Genomic DNA, 18,799 nt, shown 5'->3' on the forward strand with positions numbered 1-18,799 from the left:
TTCGCTCAGACGTCGGCGGTCTCGCTCTGCCGCAGCGCTTCCCAATGCGCGATCAACCGCGCCGCGAGCGCATCGCTCACCGGCAGGAACGGCAACCGCAGCGCGTTGTCGCACCAGCCTTGCGCGGCGAGCAGCGCCTTCACGGGCGCGGGATTCGGCTCCGCGAACAGATCGGCGACGAGCGGCCGCAGTGCGACCGCGATCCGCCGCGCATCGTCGAGCCGGCCTTCGCGCAGCAGTGCTTGCACGCGCACGTGCCATGCGGGCAGCACGTGCGCGGCGCTCGCGATCGCGCCATGCGCGCCCGCGCACAGCGCCGCGAAATTCTGGTTGTCGTCGCCGGAGAGGATGCGCAGCGGCGTTTCGTGCACGAGACGCAGCATCCGCTCGATCGTCCCGCCGCACTCCTTCACGCCGACGACGCGTGCATCGCGCGACAGCGCCTGCAGCGTGTCGAGCTCGACGCTTACGCCGGTGCGGTACGGAATGTTGTAGACGAGCACGGGCAGATCCGCCGCTTCGACGATTGCTTCGAAGTGCCGCCGCACGCCTGCCTGCGTCGGCCGGACGTAGACGGGCGGCGTGACGAGCAGCCCGTTCGGGCCGAGCGCCGCGAGTTCGCGCGCGCGCTTGGCGGCCGCGTGCGTCGCGCTCGCGGAGATGCCGAGCACGATCGGATGCGTCGGCGCGGCGTCGCGCAGCGTCGCGAAAATCGCTTCCTGTTCGCCCGCGTCGAGGAGCGCGCCTTCGCCCGTCGTCGCGCCTGCGACGAAGCCCGCGATGCCTTCGTCCGCATAGTGCCGGGCGAGGCGCGCGAGCGACGGATGGTCGATTTCGCCCGCGCGAAACGGCGTGACGATCGGCAGCCAGATACCTTCGAAACGTGATTGCATGTGCATCCTCTAGGTGAAACGGGTGGAGGGGGAACCGTCCTGCCGGCCGGCGCCGGATCGAGGTATGCGAAGAGTGAGTCAACACGCGGGCATCCCGTCCGGCGATCGCCTGACGGGACACGACGTCCCCGTCAGTTGGGGAGTCGTTTTTTGAGGTTCAGCCCGGCCATGCGCGCGCACGCCGCAAGCGCGGCGGGCAGCGACAGCGAACGCGAATCGAATGCGGCGGGCATGGCTGAATGATAAATAGGCTGAGCGGCGATCTTAGCACCATCGCGCTCGAGATGGCGAGCGGCTGCGACGTGGCGGCGCATGCCGGGCGCGCCGATTCGTGCGCTGATTCGTGCGTCGGGCGCGGCGGCCATGCCCGTTCGTGGCGCCGTCGGATCGCCTGTTGCGGCGCGCTTCGGCGCGCAACGGCGAATCGTCGATGCGCCAATAGCCAAGCCGTCAAGCCGCCGAGCCGCTCGAATCCCCAACCATCGGATCACCTCGTCCCCCGATCACCGCCCGCCGAACCTTCACCGCCGTCGTCGCCAAATCGTCATTCGTGCATCGCTATCCATGACGGATTGGCTCGCGCCGCGACGATCGCCGCTAGAATCGTCGCTTGCGAAAACCTGACGACTCACGTCGAACCACCAGTGGAGCATCAACGATGAAGCACAACAGGGGAATCGGCCGCCGGCTCGTCGCCGGCGTCGCCGTGGCGCTGCTCGCGACGGCCGCGCACGCCGATACATCGCTGCTGAACGTGTCCTACGACGTCACGCGCGAGCTGTACAAGGACATCAACGCGAGCTTCGTCGCCGCGTACAAGCAGAAGACGGGCGAGACGGTGTCGGTGCGGCAGTCGCACGGCGCGTCGAGCGCGCAGGCGCTGTCGGTGCTTCAAGGGCTGCAGGCCGACGTCGTGACGATGAACCAGCCGAACGACATCGATCTGCTCGCCGAGCGCGGCCAATTGCTGCCGAAGGACTGGCGCGCGCGCTTGCCGAACAACAGCTCGCCCTACTCGACGACGATGGTGTTCCTCGTGCGCCACGGCAACCCGAAGGGCATCAAGGACTGGAGCGATCTCGCGAAGCCCGGCGTGCAGGTGATCATCGCGAATCCGAAGACGTCGGGCAACGGCCGCTATGCGTATCTCGCCGCGTGGGGCTATCAGAAGCTGAAGGGCGCGACCGATCAGCAGGCGCTCGATTTCGAGAAGGCGATCTTCCGCAACGTGCCGGTGCTCGATTCGGGCGGCCGGGGAGCGACGACGACGTTCACGCAGCGGGGCATCGGCGACGTGCTCGTCACGTTCGAGAACGAGGTCGCGCTGATCGGCACGGGTGCGGCGGGCGCGAGCTTCGACGCCGTCTACCCGTCGGCCAGCATTCTCGCGGAGCCGCCCGTGGCGATCGTCGACAAGGTCGTCGACAAGAAGGGCACGCGCCGCGCGGCGCAGGCGTATCTCGATTATCTGTACTCGCCCGCCGCGCAGGAGATCGTCGCGCGGCACCATCTGCGTCCGCGCGACGCGGCCGTGCTGAGGAAGCATGCGAGCGAGTTCAAGCCGCTCAAGACGTTTACCGTCGAGCAGATCTTCGGCAACTGGGCGAACGCGCAGAAGACGCATTTCGCCGACGGCGGCACGTTCGACAAGATCATCGTCGACCGGAGGTAAGCGCCGCCGGGCGGCATTGCGGGCGCCGGGCGGCACCCGCGCGGGCCGTCATCGCGGCGCGGCCGTTTCATGATTCGCGGGCCGGATAATTCTTACATTATCCATTCGAAAATTGGCGGGCGCATTCCATTGAATCGGAATGCGCCCGTTTTTGTTTCCTTTGATGATTCGAATGCCGAATGATTTCCTGCATTTCGGCATTCGAGGCAGGGCTCGCTCCTCCTTCGGTCGCGTTCGCGCGGCAGTCTGCCGGTTCGTTGTGCGCGCAACAAATGTTCGCGCGCCGAGGCAAGCGGTATGTGCGCGAGGCCTCACAAACGGCGCTTGATTGATTTCCGAACAGAGGCAAATGCGATTGCATTCGTCGATTGTCGATCGATCGGCGAATGGTGAGCGAATAGTGGGCTTCGACGGTTGACGCGCCATTTTTTCATTATTACGATGCGCCGAAATTGAATAAATCAATTGAGACTTTATCGAGGGAGATATTGCGTTGCAATATCTTACGTCTTTGAAATAATTAGAAAGCGAAAATGAAAAAATCGATGGATGGAGGGTATGCCGGCCCGACGCGATCGTACGGCCGGATGTCGGCCGCGGCTGCCGCCGCCGCAGCCATGCTGTTCGCGCTCGGCGGGTGTGGCGACGATCTGCAGAGCACCACGACACCCGCGCAGCTCAATCAACCGTACACGGACACGACCGCGTACTCGCCGAAGGCGGGCGACGGGCTGCCGGCGTCGCAGGTATCGGAGCGCGCCGCGGTGATGAGCCATCAGTGGTCGGCGAACGGCGCGACGGTCGACTACCTGACGACGACCGGGCATCTGACGGCCTACGATCCGAGCGGCAACGCGCAGGCGACGATGTCGTACGTCGCGTACACGGTGCCGAGCCGCGACGGCTCGCCGCGGCCCGTCACGTTCTTCTACAACGGCGGCCCGGGCTCGTCGTCGGTGTGGCTGCGGCTCGGCTCGTTCGCGCCGACGCGCGTCGCGACGCCCGACCCGCTGATGACGAACTGGCCGAACTTCCCGCTCGTGGACAACCCGGAAAGCCTGATCGCGACCACCGACATGGTGTTCATCGATCCGCCGGGCACGGGCCTGTCCGAGGCGATCCAGCCGAACACGAACCAGACGTTCTGGGGCGCGGACGCCGACGTGAAGGTGATGCGTGATTTCATTCGCCGCTATCTATCGGTCAACGGCCGCGGCGGCTCGCCGATCTACCTGTACGGCGAATCGTACGGCACGCCGCGCACCGACATGCTCGCGCTCGCGCTCGAATCGGCGGGCGTGCCGCTCACGGGCATCGTGCTGCAGTCGTCGATCCTGAACTACATGGCGGCCACGGGCGATCAGGCGGTAGGCACCTTGCCGTCGTACGCGCAGGTGGCCGTGTACTTCAACCAGGTGTCGCCGTCGCCGACGAACCTCGGCGCGTACGCGCAGCGCATCCAGGATTTCACGACCGCGCAGTACACGCCGATCGTCCACTACGCGACGGCCTCGCCGCCCGTGTCGCCGGACGCCGGCACGCTCGCCGCCTGGTCGACGCAGACGAGCATGACGACGGCGTCGCTCGCCGCGTACTTCCAGTATTTCTACGACACCGAGGCGTCGCCCGGCCAGACGACGCTTGTGCCCGGCTACACGATCGGCCGCTACGACGGCCGCGTGTCGCTGCCGAACGGCGACGCGCGCCTCGCGAGCGACGACGATCCGTCCGACATCCTGATCTCGACGCCGTTCACGAATGCGCTCGCCTCGCAGATGCCGAACTACCTCGGCTACACCGCGCCGAACGCAACGTATCAGACGCTGAATCCCGCCATCATCGGCGCGTGGAACTTCAGCCACGCGGGGCAGCCGTATCCGGACACGATTCCCGATCTGCTCGCCGCGCTGCAACTGAATCCGAAGCTGAAGGTGCTCGCGTCGAACGGCTATCATGATCTCGCGACGCCGTATTTCGAAACGGAGAAGGAGCTCGCGCGGCTGCAGACGGTGTCCGGCCTCAATCCGAACCTGCAGGTCACGTTCTATCAGGGCGGCCACATGATCTATCTGGACGACGTCGCGAGGCCGCAGATGCAGGCGGATCTCGTCGCGTTCTATCAGAACCGGCCGGTGGCGAACGCGTTGACGCTCGCGGCGCTGCCGTCGCCGTGGCCCGACGAAAGCCCGGCGAACACGCCGACGGCGAAGATCGCGCGGGCCGCCGCGGCCCGCTGAGATTGCGGCGAGCGGGCCGCGTCACGCGCGCGGCCCGCTCCGTTGAACCCCCGATATTGCGAGTCCAGACATGTTCCCTATTCTCCAGTTGCGACGCATCCTTCCGGCGGCCTCATTTGCGTTCGCCGCCGCGTGTTCGAGCGGCGCATCCGCCGAAACCGTGCAGGCCGTCTCGTCTGTTGCGCCGTTGCACGGCGGCGTCGACGGTCCGTTCTTCCCGAAGGCCGCGTCCGCCGTGCCGGCATCGGCTTCGGCGACGACGGGCGCGCAGTTGCAGCAGCAGGCGCAAAGCCGGCTCGCCGCGAGCCTCGGCGCGAGCGGCGCGCTTCGCAACGGCGCGGCGGTCACGAAGGCGCAGGCGCAGGCAGGCGGCCTCGGCTACGTCGCGCAGCATTTCGACGAGATCGATGCCGCGCATACCGGCAAGGTCACGCTCAAGCAGGTCCAGCAGTTCATCGAGCAGCAGCGTCAGTAACGGAATGCGCTGACGGGCGGCGCGTCCGGCCCGCCGAAGGCCGGGCGCGCCGCCGCCGCGAATCGCGCGGGCCCCGGGCGCGCGACGCGCGCATCGCGCTCGCCGCGTGCTACGCTCGCCGCACCGATTCCGGCGAGACCGCGATGAACGTCGATCCCTCTTCCCCGCACTCCCCCGATCCTTTCGCGCAAGACGGCGCGCCCGTGCGCACGCCGCCGCGCGGCGGCCGCCGGATCTGGTCCGGCACGCGCGAGGTGATCGCGCACGGCATGCCGGCGTCCGTCTGGCGCGATCTCTACTACTGGGCGCTGAAGGTGAGCTGGCCCGTGTTCTTCGCGTCGCTCGCCGCGCTGTTCGTCGTCAACAATACGCTGTTCGCGCTGCTCTACCAGTTGGGCGACGCGCCGATCGCGAACCAGTCGCCGCCCGGTTTCGTCGGCGCGTTCTTCTTCAGCGTCGAGACGCTCGCCACCGTCGGCTACGGCGACATGCATCCGCAGACCGTCTACGCGCACATGGTCGCGACGCTCGAGATCTTCGTCGGGATGTCGGGGATCGCGTTGTCGACCGGGCTCGTGTTCGCGCGCTTCGCGCGGCCGCGCGCGAAGATCATGTTCGCGCGCCATGCGATCGTGCGCCCGCTCAACGGCCGGATGACGCTGATGGTGCGCGCGGCGAACGCGCGGCAGAACGTGATCGCCGAGGCGCGCGCGAAGATGCGGCTGATGCGGCGCGAGCGCTCGTCCGAGGGGTATTCGCTGATGAAGATCCACGATCTGAAGCTCGTGCGCAGCGAGCATCCGATCTTCCTGCTCGGCTGGAACATGATGCACGTGATCAACGAGTCGAGCCCGCTGTTCGGCGAGACGCCCGAGTCGCTCGCGGAGCGCAGCGCGATGCTGCTCGTGATGATCGAGGGTTCCGACGAGACCACCGCGCAGGTGATGCAGGCGCGCCACGCATGGGAGCACGCCGAGATCCGCTGGCATCACCGCTACGTCGACCTGATGAGCGACGTCGACGGCATGACGCACATCGATTACACGCGCTTCGACGACATCGAGCCGGTCGAGCGGCAGGCGGCGGACGCGTCCGTCGTGGAGGCGTCGGGTGCGGACGCGAACGGCGCGAGGCCTGCCGGCGGAGGCGACGACCGCCCGGTCTGACCCCGTCGCGCGCGCCGGAAGCGAAATCTTTCTCGAATTGCAATCAAAGCTTCAGCTGTCTTTCGATAAAACGCTGATCGATATCAAGATGAGCAAAAAAATTCTTCTATTGGCGTAAAAAAATAAAGCGCATTGCGTTGTGCATCGAAACAGAGGGGCGCGCCTTTCCGGCGCGACGCGATGCCGCAACGGCGAACAGCACATCGAGGAGACAACCATGAACGCTCGCTTGCCGATCGACGGCCCGCCCGCGTTGGCCGACTATCGCCTGACCGACAATCTTTCCGCAACGCGCGGCCGCATCTTCCTGACGGGCACGCAGGCGCTCGTGCGCCTGCTGCTGATGCAGCGCGCGCTCGACGCCGCGCAAGGCGTCAACACCGCGGGCTTCGTCAGCGGCTATCGCGGCTCGCCGCTCGGGATGGTCGACCAGCAGCTGTGGAAGGCGAAGAAGCAGCTCGACGCGAGCGGCGTGCGCTTCCTGCCGGCGATCAACGAAGAGCTCGGCGGCACGGCGGTGCTCGGTACGCAGCGTGTCGAGGCCGATCCGGAGCGCACCGTCGACGGCGTGTTCGCGATGTGGTACGGCAAGGGGCCGGGCGTCGACCGCGCGGGCGACGCGCTCAAGCACGGTAACGCGTACGGCTCGTCGCCGCACGGCGGCGTGCTCGTGGTGGCGGGCGACGATCACGGCTGCGTGTCGTCGTCGATGCCGCACCAGAGCGATTTCGCGATGATCGCGTGGCACATGCCTATCGTGAATCCGTCGAACATCGCCGACATGCTCGAATTCGGCCTGTACGGCTGGGCGCTGTCGCGTTACTCGGGCGCGTGGGTCGGCTTCAAGGCGATCTCGGAGACGGTCGAGTCCGGCTCGACCGTCGATCTCGACGCGCTGACAGTGCGCTGGCCCGCGCCCGAGGGCTTCGCGCCGCCCGCTGGCGGCCTGCACAACCGCTGGCCCGACCTGCCGAGCCTGACGATCGAGGCGCGCCTCGCCGCGAAGCTCGATGCGGTGCGCCACTTCGCGCGCGCGAACAGCATCGACAAGTGGATCGCGAGAAGCGCGCGCGCGAACATCGGCATCGTCACGTGCGGCAAGGCGCATCTCGACCTGATGGAGGCGCTGCGCCGGCTCGATCTGACGGTTGCGGACCTCGACGCGGCCGGCGTGCGGATCTACAAGGTCGGCTTGTCGTTTCCGCTCGAGATGACGCGGATCGATGCGTTCGTCGACGGCTTGTCCGAAGTGCTCGTGATCGAGGAGAAAGGCCCCGTGATCGAGCAGCAGATCAAGGATCATCTGTATAACCGCCCGCCGGATGCGCGGCCCGTCGTGCTCGGCAAGCACGACGCCGCCGGCGCGCCGCTCTTGTCCGAGCTCGGCGAGCTGCGGCCGTCGCGCATCCTGCCCGTGTTCGCCGAATGGCTCGCGCGCCACAAGAGCGCGCTCGATCGCCGTGAGCGGGTCGTCGATCTCGTCGCGCCGAGCATCCTGTCGAACGAGGCGGACGTGGTGCGGCGCACGCCGTATTTCTGCTCGGGCTGCCCGCACAACACGTCGACGAAGGTGCCGGAGGGCTCAATCGCGCAGGCGGGAATCGGTTGCCATTTCATGGCGTCGTGGATGGATCGTGACACGACGGGCCTGATCCAGATGGGCGGCGAGGGCGTGGACTGGGCCGCGCACGCGATGTTCACGAACACGCGCCACGTGTTCCAGAATCTCGGCGACGGCACGTACTTTCATTCAGGAATCCTGGCGATCAGGCAGGCGGTGGCCGCGCGCGCGAACATCACCTACAAGATCCTCTACAACGACGCGGTCGCGATGACGGGCGGCCAGCCTGTCGACGGCAGCATCTCGGTGCCGCAGATCGCGCGACAGGTGGAGGCGGAAGGCGTGTCGCGCTTCGTCGTCGTGTCCGACGAGCCCGAGAAGTACGACGGCCACCACGATCTGTTTCCGAAGGGCACGACGTTCCATCACCGCCGCGAGCTCGACGCGGTGCAGCGCGAACTGCGCGAGACGCCGGGCGTCACGGTGCTGATCTACGACCAGACATGCGCGGCCGAGAAGCGCCGCCGCCGCAAGAAGGGCGAGTTCCCCGATCCGGACAAGCGGCTTTTTATCAACGAAGCGGTCTGCGAAGGCTGCGGCGATTGCGGTGTGCAGTCGAACTGCCTGTCGGTCGAGCCCGTCGAGACCACGCTCGGCCGCAAGCGGCGCATCGATCAGTCGTCATGCAACAAGGATTTTTCGTGCGTGAACGGCTTTTGCCCGAGCTTCGTGACGGTCGAGGGCGCGAAGCTGAAGAAGGCGGCGGGCGTCGCGTTCGACGAGGCCGCGCTCGCCGCGCGCGTCGAAGCGCTGCCGCGCCCCGCGACGCATCTGGCCGACGCGCCGTACGACATGCTCGTGACGGGCGTCGGCGGCACGGGCGTCGTGACCGTCGGCGCGCTCGTCAGCATGGCCGCTCATCTCGAAGGCAAGAGCGCGTCGGTGCTCGACTTCATGGGCTTCGCGCAGAAGGGCGGCTCGGTGCTGTCGTTCGTGCGGATCGCGTCGTCGGATGCGTGGCTCAATCAGGTGCGCATCGACACGCAGCAGGCCGACGTGCTGCTCGCGTGCGACATGGTCGTCGGCGCGAGCGCCGATGCGCTGCAGACGGTGCGCCGCGAGCGCACGCGAATCGTCGTCAATACGCACGCGATTCCGAACGCGGCGTTCGTGCGCGATCCGGACGCGAGCCTGCACGCGGACGCGCTCGTCGAGAAGATGCGGCATGCGGCGGGCGACGGCTTCCTGTCGCGCTGCGACGCGCAGGCGCTCGCGACGAAGTTTCTGGGCGACACGATCGGCGCGAACATCCTGATGCTCGGCTTCGCTTGGCAGCAGGGGCTCGTGCCCGTGTCGCTCGACGCGATGATGCGCGCGATCGAGCTGAACAACGTTGCCGTGCCGATGAACCGGCTCGCGTTCTCGATCGGCCGGCTGGCGGCCGCCGACGCGGCGGGTCTCGACGCGTTGTGGGACGCGCGCCATCCGGCGCACGCGCCGCTGCCGCCGCAGACGCTCGATGCGATCGTCGCCGATCGCGAGGCGCGGCTCGCCGAATACGGCGGCGCACGCTACGCCGAGCGCTACCGCGCGCTCGTCGGCGCGGCGCGTGCGACGGGCGCCGAGCGCGTCGCGCGCGCGGTGGCGACGACGTTCTACAGGCTGCTCGCGGTGAAGGACGAGTACGAGGTCGCGCGGCTCTACACGGACGGCGCGTTCCGCGCGGCGCTCGAAGCGCAGTTCGAAGGCGCGGCCGGCCGGGACTTTCGCGTGAAGTTCAATCTCGCGCCGCCCGCGACCGCGAAGGCGGGCAGCAACGGCGCCGCGCCGCGAAAGCAGGTGTTCGGGCAGTGGCTGTGGCCGGTGCTCGGCGTGCTCGCGCGCGTGCGCGGCCTGCGCGGCACGCGGCTCGATCCGTTCGGCCGCACCGTCGAGCGCAGGATGGAGCGTGCGCTCGCCGACGACTACGAGACGACGATGCGCCGCGCATTCGCGGTGCTGACGCCGCAGACGGCCGACCTCGTCGCGCGGCTCGCTGAGCTGCACGCGAAGGCGCGCGGCTACGGGCACGTGAAGCTCGCGAACGTCGCGGGCGTGAAGCGCAGCGAACGCGAGCTCGCCGCGCGCCTGTCGATCGATGCGGCGACAAGCGCCGCCGTGCAGCGCGCGCTCGACGAGATGAAGGGCGCGGGCGCGTTGCGCGGGATTCCGATCGTCGTCGCGAAGTCGTGAGCATGGCGTGAGCGGGCTATGAAACGCGGCGGGCGGGGGGCACAAGCGCACGGCCGCTCGCCGTTTCATTTGCGCGTTTCCGCTTCGCCGCTTCGCCGCTTCGCCGCTTCGCCGCTTCGCCGCTTCGCCGCTTCGCCGCTTCGCCGCTTCGCCGCTTCGCCGCTTCGCCGCTTCGCCGCTTCGCCGCTTCGCCGCGGTTCGTTAGTCGTCCGATGCAGCGGCGCGCGCCGCGTCAGACGATTCCCTTCTTGCGCGTCGACAGCGCCGTCTCCGACAAATCGATTTCGCGCATCAGCTTCGCGAGCGTCTCGTCGTTGATCTTCTGCTCGCCGCGCAGCCGGTAGAGCACCGCGCGCTCCGCGCGGATCGCGGCGATCTTCAGCGCCAGCTCTATCTTCTCCGTTTGCCGCGCCTCCTCGCGCGGCGTCGCGCCGTCCGCGGCGAGGCCCGCGAGCCGGCGGCGGTACAGGTCCATCACGCGCGCGGTCACGTCCGCGCAGCGCGCGGCGGCCGTTTCGTCGAGATCGACGGCGAGCGCGTCGTGCGCCGCGTCCACCGCGCGGATCGCCGCCTGCGCGGCCGCCGCGCGCGCGGCGCGCTCTTCCTCCGCGTGCGGATTGCGCATCGGGCGCACGCCGCGCAGCAGCAGCGGCAGCGCGATCACCGCGACGACGAGCGAGCCGAGAATCACGCCCGACGCGACGAAGATCGCGGTGTCGCGGCCGGCGAGCGGCGTGCCGTCGCCGAGCGCGACCGGAACCGACAGCACGCCGGCGAGCGTGATCGCGCCGCGCACGCCGCCCACCGTCATCACGGCGATCGTGCGCAGGCCCGCCATCGTGCCGGCGAGCCCCTGCTTCGCCGCGCGGCGGCTCGCGATCCAGCGCAGCAGCCATACCCACGCGAAGCGGATCGCGTAGAGCGCGGCGAGCATCGCGGCGACATAACCGATCATCGCGCCGACGAGCGCATCGCTCGTATGGTGCGCGTCGACGAGCGCGCGGCCGATGATGTGCGGCAACTGCAACCCGAGCATGATGAACACCATCCCGTTGAACACGAATTCGATCATCGCCCACGTGCTTTCCGCGCGCACCCGCGCGGCGACCGTGCTGCTCTTCGAGAAGCTCGTGTAGTTCATCATCATCCCGGACGCGACGGCCGACAGGATTCCTGACAGTCCGAGGTGCTCGGCGATCAGATACGACGCGAACGGCACGAGCAGCGTCATCACGATGCCGGGGGCCGGATCGCCTTCCTGCGCGGCGTTCAAAAAGCGCGTCGACAGCGCGCTGAACAGCCATGAGAGGGCCGCGCCCGTCGCCAGGCCGCCCGATGCGACGATCACGAAGCTGATCGACGCGTCGCGCAGCGAAAACACGCCGGTCAGCGCGGCCGCGATCGCGAACTTGAGCGCGACGAGGCCCGATGCGTCGTTCATCAGCGCCTCGCCTTCGAGGATGTGCATCAGTTGCGGCGGGATGCGGCCCTTGCCGGCGATGCCGGCGAGCGCGACCGCATCGGTGGGCGACAGCACCGCGGCGAGCGCGAACGCGATGGGCAGCGGCAGGCCGGGAATCAACCAATGCGCGAAGTAGCCGACCGCGAGTACCGTCATGAAGACGAGGCCGAACGCGAGCATCAGGATCGCGCGCCGCTGCAGATACAGCTCGCGCTTCGGAATGCGCCAGCCGTCCGCGAACAGCAGCGGCGGAATGAACAGCAGCATGAAGATTTCGGGATCGAACGTGACGTGCAGGTTGAACTTCGGCCACGCGAGCGCCGCGCCGATCGCGATCTGCATCAGCGGCAACGGCAGGCGTAGCGGCAGCACGCGCGTCGCGATGCCGGACAGCGCGACCGCGAGCAACAGGATCAAAACAGTGAAGACGATTGCCATCGATGATCGAAACGGGGATGAAACGACGGTACGCAGTGTAGCGTGCGCGCGAGATGGGCGGCGTGAAGCGACGCGCGAGCGCGGGTGCACCGTGATGGTGCGCGCAATCCCCGCCGGCATGCATGCGTGGTGCGACGCGCGCGCCGCGTCCGTGCCGGGGCGCGGGCGGCGGGGCGCGGCGCCGCGCGAGTGAGCACGGAGCTTGCTTGATGCTTGCCGACAACTACTATCGAACAACCGAGGACCACCGATGAAAACCCGCGAGTCGCACGTTTCGCCTGCCGACGTTTTCGTCATCAGGAGGGCCGCTTCATGACCATCGCCCAGCAGGAACGTCCCGTCGCCGCGTCGCCGTATCGCTTCGAGGCGGAGATGACGTCCGGTCTCGAGCGCGTCGCCGCGCATCACCACGATCTGACGCTCACGTCCGTGTTCCAGCCGATCTTCAGCCTGTCGCACATGCGCGCGGTCGGCTACGAGGCGCTGCTGCGCGCGCACGACGCGCTCGACCGGCCGGTTTCGCCGCTCGACGTATTCGGCGAAGCCGCGCGCCACGGCGAGGCGGCGCAGGTCGACCGCCTCGCGCAGGCGCTGCATCTCGAAAACTTCGCGCGCTTCGGCGCCGAGCGCGAGTGGCTGTTTCTCAACGTGCATCCCGGCGTGCTCACCGATCCGTTTCAGGCCGCCGCGCTGTTCGCGAACCTGAAACGGCTGGAGATCCCGCCGCGGCGCATCGTGCTCGAAGTGCTCGAGCAGCGCGCCGACGACATCGAGCGGCTCGCCGACGCGGTGCGCGAATTCCGCGAGCAGGGCTTCCTGATCGCGCTCGACGATTTCGGCGCCGGTCATTCGAACATCGAACGAATCTGGCAACTGAACCCGGACATCGTGAAGCTCGACCGGATCATGCTGTCGCACGCGCAGCACCGCGCGGGGCTCACGGCGATCCTGCACGGGCTCGTCACACTGCTGCACGAGGCGGGCAAGCTCGTGCTGATCGAAGGGATCGAGACCGAGCACGAGGCGCAGATCGCGCTGGCGTGCGACGCGGATTTCGTGCAGGGCCATTTCTTCGGACGTCCGGCGCCGGGGCTGCCCGACGGCGCGGCGGCGTCCGCTTGCATCGGCGAGCTGACCGAGCGCTATCGCCAGCAGGCCGAAGCGTCCGAGCGGCGCGACGCGCAACGGCTCGCGCCGTACCAGCGCGCGTTCGAGCGCGCGGCCGAGCGCCTCGCGGCGGGCGAGCCGCTCGACGAGGTCTGCTGGAACTTTCTCGCGCTCGACCACGCGGCGCGCTGCTTCCTGCTCGACGAGCGCGGACGGCAGGCGGGCCGCAACGTCGTGCGGCGCGCGGATCGCGCGCGGCACGAGACGCGCTTTCTGCCGCTTGCCGACGCGCAGGGCGCGAACTGGCTGAGGCGCCCGTATTTCCGGTCGGCGATCGCCGCGCCGGGGCGCGTGCAGGCGACGCGGCCGTATCTGTCGATCAACGAGGCGCTGCCGTGCGTGACGCTGTCGATCGCGGTCCGCGTGCACGACGCGCTGTGCGTGCTCTGCGGCGATATCGACTGGATCGACGACGAAGCGTCGATGAGCGCATAGCGGCGGGGCGCATGAGCCGCCTGCGCGGCGGCGGGTTGCGCGGCGCGTGTTTCGCATCGCGTTGCATTGCGGATTCGCGTACGCCGCATTTCGATCCGCATTCAGCGCACTCAGCGCACTCAGCGCGCCGGAGCGCCCAAGCGCCCAAGCGCCCAAGCGCCGCAACGGCGTTGCATTTTGCGCATGCGAAGCCGAGAATGCGCGGAGGCATCGCGATGCCGGGCCGGCATCGCGCGATCCCGTTGTCGGCACAACGCGAAGAAAAATCATGAAAAGACCGCTGTCGTTGACCGTTCTCGCGTGGTTCGTGATCGTCTCGAACGTGATCGGGCTGATCTCGTTGCCGTTTTCGCTGCGCGATCCGAACGCCGTTGCGATCCTTCGACATTCGCCGCTGCCGCTCGAGGCGACCGTCGCGATCGCCGTCGTCAGCGAGGGGCTGCATCTCGTCGCCGGCGTCGCGATACTGAAGCGGCTGATCTGGGGGCGCACGCTCTATGCGCTCGTCGCGCTCGTCGGGTTTGCGATCTCCGCCTTCACGACGCCGTTCAAGGGCATGCTGATCGTCGTCGCCGGGCTGATCGCGCTGTTCCTGTTCATCCTGTATCGCCCGGCCGCGACCGCCTATTTCAGGCGCGCGGCATGATGAACGCGCGGCGCCATCGCGGGTTCGTCGCCGGCGGCTGATCCGGCGCTCGTTCGCCGGGAATCACTCGCGGCGGGGCATGCGTGGCCCAAGGCCGGCGCAGCCGCACCGACGCGGGCCGCCCCGCTTGCCGCCCCGGCCCCCCCGGCAACGGCCGGTCGCGACCGGAAGCCGTCCGCCGGCGGCATCCGTCTGCCGCGCGAAACCATTCGATTTCCATTCTTCAGTCTTTCAATTTCATTCATATTCGCGTCATATCGCCCCCGTATCGTCCTCGCGTTTCTGAAAGAAATCACACCAACGGGAAGCCGAAAAACATGAAGCGAGTGAGACTGGCCGCGCTCCTTTGCGCGAGCGTCTTCGCGGCGGCGGGCTGCGGCAGCGACGAGCCGAAGACGCCGGGCGCATCGGACGACGGCGCGCGAACGAGCGCCGCGCGCAACGTCATCTTCTTTCTGGGCGACGGGATGGGGATGACGACGCTCACGGCCGCGCGGATCTATGTGGTCGGCGAGGACGGCGCGCTCACGCTCGACACGCTGCCCGAGACCGCGTTCGTGAAGACCTATTCGAACGATGCGCAGGTGACGGACAGCGCGCCGTCGATGTCCGCGTACATGACGGGCGTGAAGACGAACAACGAAGTGATCTCGATGACGCCCGACACGAAGGCGATCGAGCCGAGCGCGAGTCTCACCGGCAACTGCGGCGCGAACAACGGCAAGCCGGTGCCGACGCTGCTCGAGATCGCGAAGGCGAAGGGGCTCGCGACGGGCGTCGTCACGACGACCCGCGTCACGCACGCGACGCCCGCCGCGACCTACGCGCACGTGTGCCACCGCGACGCCGAGAACGACATCGCCGCGCAGCTCGTGCCGGGCGGCGCGGGCTACAACGCAGCGCTCGGCGGCGGCGTCGACGTCGTGCTGGGCGGCGGCGCGCAGTTCTTCGTGCCGAAGGACGCCGGCGGCAAGCGCGCGGACGGCCGCAATCTCGTGAACGAGCTGAAGGCGAAGGGCTATGCGATCGCGCAGAACCGCGACGAGCTCCTCGCCGCCGATGCGACGAAGAGCGGCAAGCTCGCGGGCCTGTTCGCATCGAGCCACATGAGCTACGACCTCGACCGCGGCGCGACGAAGGAGCCGAGCCTGGCGGACATGGCGACGCGCGCGCTCGACGTGTTGCAGAAGAACCCGAACGGCTATTTCCTGATGGTCGAAGGCGGGCGGATCGATCACGCGCTGCACGACACGAACGCGAAGCGTGCGCTGCAGGACACGGTTGCGTTCGACAACGCGATCAAGGCGACGCTCGACAAGGTCCGTCAGACCGATCCGGACCTGAAGAACACGTTGATCGTCGTGACGGCCGACCACGACCACACGCTGGTGCTCAACGGTTACGCGGCGCGCACGGGCAAGACGGAAGCGGGCAAGCCGGGCGTGCTCGGCGTGCTGCGCAACTATCAGACGGGTGCGGTCGCGAAGGACGCGGACGGCGCGCCGTACACGATCATCGGCTTCGGCAACGGCGAGAACCGCGTGCAAGGCAGCCGCGCGGGCACGAACCTTACCGACGCGGTGACGGGCGCGGACGACTATCGCCAGGAGGCGGTCGTGCGAATGGCGAAGGGCAGCGAGACGCACGGCGGCACCGACGTGTTCCTCGGCGCGATCGGCCGCGGCGCGGAGGGCTTTCACGGCGTGATCGAGAACAACAAGGTGTTCGAGCTCGTGCGCGGCGCGGCGCAGCTCTGAGCGCGGCCTCGACGGAACAGGGGAATACAGGATGTCGACTATCAAGCGCATCGCGGCGGCGTTCGCCGCGGCGGCCCTTTCGGGCGGTGTCGGCCAGGCGGCGCACGCCGCGGGCCAGGCGAAGAACGTGATCTTCTTCCTCGGCGACGGGATGGGGCCGGCCACCGTGACGGCGAGCCGCCTCTACAAGGTCGGCGAGGCCGGCCAACTGACGATGGAGACGCTGCCGCGCACCGCGCGCATCAAGACTTTCTCGAACGACGCGCAGACCACCGACAGCGCGCCGTCGATGGCCGCGTACATGACCGGCGTGAAGATGAACAACGAGGTGCTGTCGATGTCGCCGGACACGCGCGCGGTCGCGCCCGGCAGCGACGCGAACGGCAACAAGACGGTGAACAACTGCGGCGCGAACAACGGCAAGCCGGTGCCGACGCTGCTCGAGCTCGCGAAGGCGCGGGGCAAGGCGGTCGGCGCGATCACGACGACCGAGCTCACGCATGCGACGCCCGCCGCGACGTACTCGCACATCTGCCATCGCGATGCGCAGTACGACATCGCCGCGCAGGCGGTGCCGGGCGGCGCGGGCTACAACGCGGCGCTCGGCGACGGCGTCGACGTGCTGATGGGCGGCGGCCGCAATCACTGGACGCCGTACGATCCGGTCGCGAACAAGCGCGGCCGCGCGGACGGGCGCAATCTGCTCGCCGAGCTGCAGGCGAAGGGCTACGCGGTCGCGGCGACGAAGGACCAGCTCGCGCAGGCGGGCGGCGGCAAGCTGATCGGGCTCTTCAGCGCGACGAGCCATCTCGAGTACGAGCTCGATCGCGTCGCGGGCAAGGGCGAGGGCGCGACGCAGCCGAGCCTTGCGGAGATGACCGCGAAGGCGATCGACGTGTTGCGGAAGAATCCGAACGGCTATTTCCTGATGGTCGAAGGCGGGCGCATCGATCACGCGCTGCACGGCACGAACGCAAAGCGCGCGCTCGAAGACACGGTGGCGTTCGACGAGGCGATTCGCACCGCGCTCGCGAAGGTCGATCTGTCGAACACGCTGATCGTCGTGACGGCCGACCACGACCACACGTTGACGATCAACGGCTATGCGAAGCGCGGCAATCCGGTGCTCGACATCAGCCGCAGCTATCGCGACGGCCAGCCGAACCGGGACGCGGACGGCAACACGTATACGACGCTCGTGTTCGGCAACGGCGCGAATCGCCCGAACGTGCGCACGCCGGTGGATTCGGCGAGCGCGACGAACGAAGCGTACCTGCAGGAAGTCGGCGTGCGGATGGGCGGCGCGGGCTCCGAGACGCACGGCGGCGGGGACGTGATGCTGTTCGCCGACGGCGCCGACGCGAAGGCGTTCAAGGGCACGCTCGACAACACGAAGGTGTTCGGCCTCGTGAAATCGGTGTTCGGGTTTTGAGCGCAACGTTTGCGATGCGGACGTTCGCGATGAAACAGATCGTCGCGCGGCGCGTGGGCGCGGCGTTCGGCGCGATCGCGATGCTCGCCGCCGCGCCGGCGATCGCATCGCGCGACGCCGCGCCCGATCTGGATGCGGTGCTGCTGCACGAAAGCACGACGGTGAGCGCGGATGGCGTGACGCGCACCGTCACGTATCGGGAGCGGATGGTGCGCCGGCACGGGCACGTATGGATCGAGCGCGTGAGGCCTTCCGGCGCGAAGCACGCGCAAGCCGACGATGCACATGCGCACGATGAACATGCGCACGACGGTGCGGCCGACGCGCGCACGCCGCCGCCGCGCGGCGGCGTGCGTCCCGCCGCGGCGACGGCGGATGCGCACGCGGGCCATCGGCATTTCGATTTCGACGCGGCCGCGCGGCATGTGACGAACGACGGCGGCAAGATCGGTGTCGAATAGGTCGATGCGGTGCGTCGCACGGTCGTCGCGGTGCCGCCCGCCGAGTACGGGACGACGGGCTTCGACGGCTCGTGGGACAACGCGTTCTACATCACGCCGCCGTCGCAACTGAAGCGCCTCGCCGCGAAGGGGCGGCCGGGGCCCGCACCCGGCACGCGCTGGTACGAGCAGACGGTCGGCGCACCGCGCGCGCAGGGCGTCAATCGCATTCTGTGGAGCGACACGCTGCAGGCGCCGCTCATCGTCGAATACCGCAGCGCGAACGGCCATGCGTCGCGCAAGCTGACGCTCACGCCCGCGCCGCGCGCAAAGGTGCTGCCGTGGCGGCAACTGCAGTCGTATGCGCGCAAGGAGTATGCGGACTATCTCGATTGACGGGCGTTCGATTTGACGGGCGATTCGATTCGCGCCGGAGACGTCGCGCGTCACGGGCGACGCGAACCGGATCGAGCCGGGCGGAATTGAGCGGCGCCGGGGCGGCGCCAAGCGTGCACGGCGCGATGAAGCCCGGTGGCGCTACGCAAAGCAACGCGAAGCGACGCGATTCGGCGAGGCGGCGCGCTATCGCGCCCGGGCGAAGCGGCATCGCGCATCGCGCGTGGCGGAAAAGGCCGAAAGAAATAGGCGCGGGAAAGACCGCAGCGGCCGCTGCGGCGTCTCGCGGCGCGCCGCACCAGCCGCCCTGCGTTCGTCGCCGGCTTCGGCCCGAGCCGCGCGTTCGCGCCGTCGGTTACGATGCTGGCTGGTTCAACTCGACCCGGGCCG

The 18,799-nt window shown here is 68.4% G+C and carries 12 protein-coding genes and 1 pseudogene; 10 read left to right on the plus strand and 3 right to left on the minus strand.

Annotated elements, in window-relative coordinates:
• Positions 1-5 precede the first annotated feature (5 nt).
• Both dapA and BTH_RS35170 read right to left on the minus strand, forming a co-directional pair.
• Positions 6-893: a 4-hydroxy-tetrahydrodipicolinate synthase gene (gene dapA / locus BTH_RS13830; RefSeq protein WP_009893309.1), complete on the minus strand. Its 888-nt coding sequence runs from the start codon at positions 891-893 to the stop codon at positions 6-8.
• A 131-nt stretch (positions 894-1,024) separates the two neighbouring features.
• The gene (locus tag BTH_RS35170; RefSeq protein WP_227739568.1) at positions 1,025-1,258 is read right to left on the minus strand and encodes a hypothetical protein; all 234 of its coding nucleotides are present in this window, start codon (positions 1,256-1,258) and stop codon (positions 1,025-1,027) included.
• A 293-nt stretch (positions 1,259-1,551) separates the two neighbouring features.
• Here BTH_RS35170 and BTH_RS13840 point away from each other — a divergent pair, with 293 nt between their 5' ends.
• The 5 genes from BTH_RS13840 to BTH_RS13860 all read left to right on the plus strand — a co-directional run bounded on the left by BTH_RS13840 (position 1,552) and on the right by BTH_RS13860 (position 10,236).
• Positions 1,552-2,565: a sulfate ABC transporter substrate-binding protein gene (locus BTH_RS13840; RefSeq protein ID WP_009893307.1), complete on the plus strand. Its 1,014-nt coding sequence runs from the start codon at positions 1,552-1,554 to the stop codon at positions 2,563-2,565.
• A gap of 533 nt (positions 2,566-3,098) precedes the next feature.
• Positions 3,099-4,802, plus strand: coding sequence for a S10 family serine carboxypeptidase-like protein (locus BTH_RS13845; RefSeq protein WP_011401731.1), 1,704 nt, complete (start codon positions 3,099-3,101; stop codon positions 4,800-4,802).
• A gap of 70 nt (positions 4,803-4,872) precedes the next feature.
• The gene (locus tag BTH_RS13850) at positions 4,873-5,277 is read left to right on the plus strand and encodes a hypothetical protein (protein WP_025404062.1); all 405 of its coding nucleotides are present in this window, start codon (positions 4,873-4,875) and stop codon (positions 5,275-5,277) included.
• 143 nt (positions 5,278-5,420) lie between these two features.
• Positions 5,421-6,443, plus strand: a complete 1,023-nt coding sequence (locus tag BTH_RS13855) for an ion channel (RefSeq protein ID WP_025404063.1) — start codon at positions 5,421-5,423, stop codon at positions 6,441-6,443.
• 217 nt (positions 6,444-6,660) lie between these two features.
• Positions 6,661-10,236, plus strand: coding sequence for an indolepyruvate ferredoxin oxidoreductase family protein (locus tag BTH_RS13860; protein WP_009893298.1), 3,576 nt, complete (start codon positions 6,661-6,663; stop codon positions 10,234-10,236).
• Between the two features lie 232 nt (positions 10,237-10,468).
• On the opposite strand, the gene BTH_RS13865 is transcribed toward BTH_RS13860, so the two are convergent.
• Positions 10,469-12,136 (minus strand): Na+/H+ antiporter, encoded by a 1,668-nt coding sequence (locus BTH_RS13865; RefSeq protein WP_009893297.1) that lies wholly within the window; start codon positions 12,134-12,136, stop codon positions 10,469-10,471.
• Positions 12,137-12,448: 312 nt separating this feature from the next.
• On the opposite strand from BTH_RS13865, the gene BTH_RS13870 reads away from it, so the two are divergent.
• From BTH_RS13870 to BTH_RS13890, 5 genes and pseudogenes are all read left to right on the plus strand, one after another.
• On the plus strand, positions 12,449-13,738 hold the full coding sequence (locus tag BTH_RS13870; RefSeq protein ID WP_009893296.1) for an EAL domain-containing protein: 1,290 nt from the start codon (positions 12,449-12,451) through the stop codon (positions 13,736-13,738).
• A 268-nt stretch (positions 13,739-14,006) separates the two neighbouring features.
• Positions 14,007-14,384, plus strand: a complete 378-nt coding sequence (locus BTH_RS13875) for a hypothetical protein (protein ID WP_009893295.1) — start codon at positions 14,007-14,009, stop codon at positions 14,382-14,384.
• A 317-nt stretch (positions 14,385-14,701) separates the two neighbouring features.
• Complete coding sequence (locus BTH_RS13880; RefSeq protein WP_009893293.1) at positions 14,702-16,141, plus strand: alkaline phosphatase; 1,440 nt, start codon at positions 14,702-14,704, stop codon at positions 16,139-16,141.
• Between the two features lie 31 nt (positions 16,142-16,172).
• The gene (locus tag BTH_RS13885) at positions 16,173-17,573 is read left to right on the plus strand and encodes an alkaline phosphatase (protein ID WP_009893292.1); all 1,401 of its coding nucleotides are present in this window, start codon (positions 16,173-16,175) and stop codon (positions 17,571-17,573) included.
• Between the two features lie 14 nt (positions 17,574-17,587).
• Positions 17,588-18,409: pseudogene (locus tag BTH_RS13890) on the plus strand (hypothetical protein).
• The last annotated feature ends 390 nt before the right edge of the window (positions 18,410-18,799 follow it).

Origin of the sequence: Burkholderia thailandensis E264 (assembly GCF_000012365.1) — a bacterium.
GTDB classification, from domain to species: domain Bacteria; phylum Pseudomonadota; class Gammaproteobacteria; order Burkholderiales; family Burkholderiaceae; genus Burkholderia; species Burkholderia thailandensis.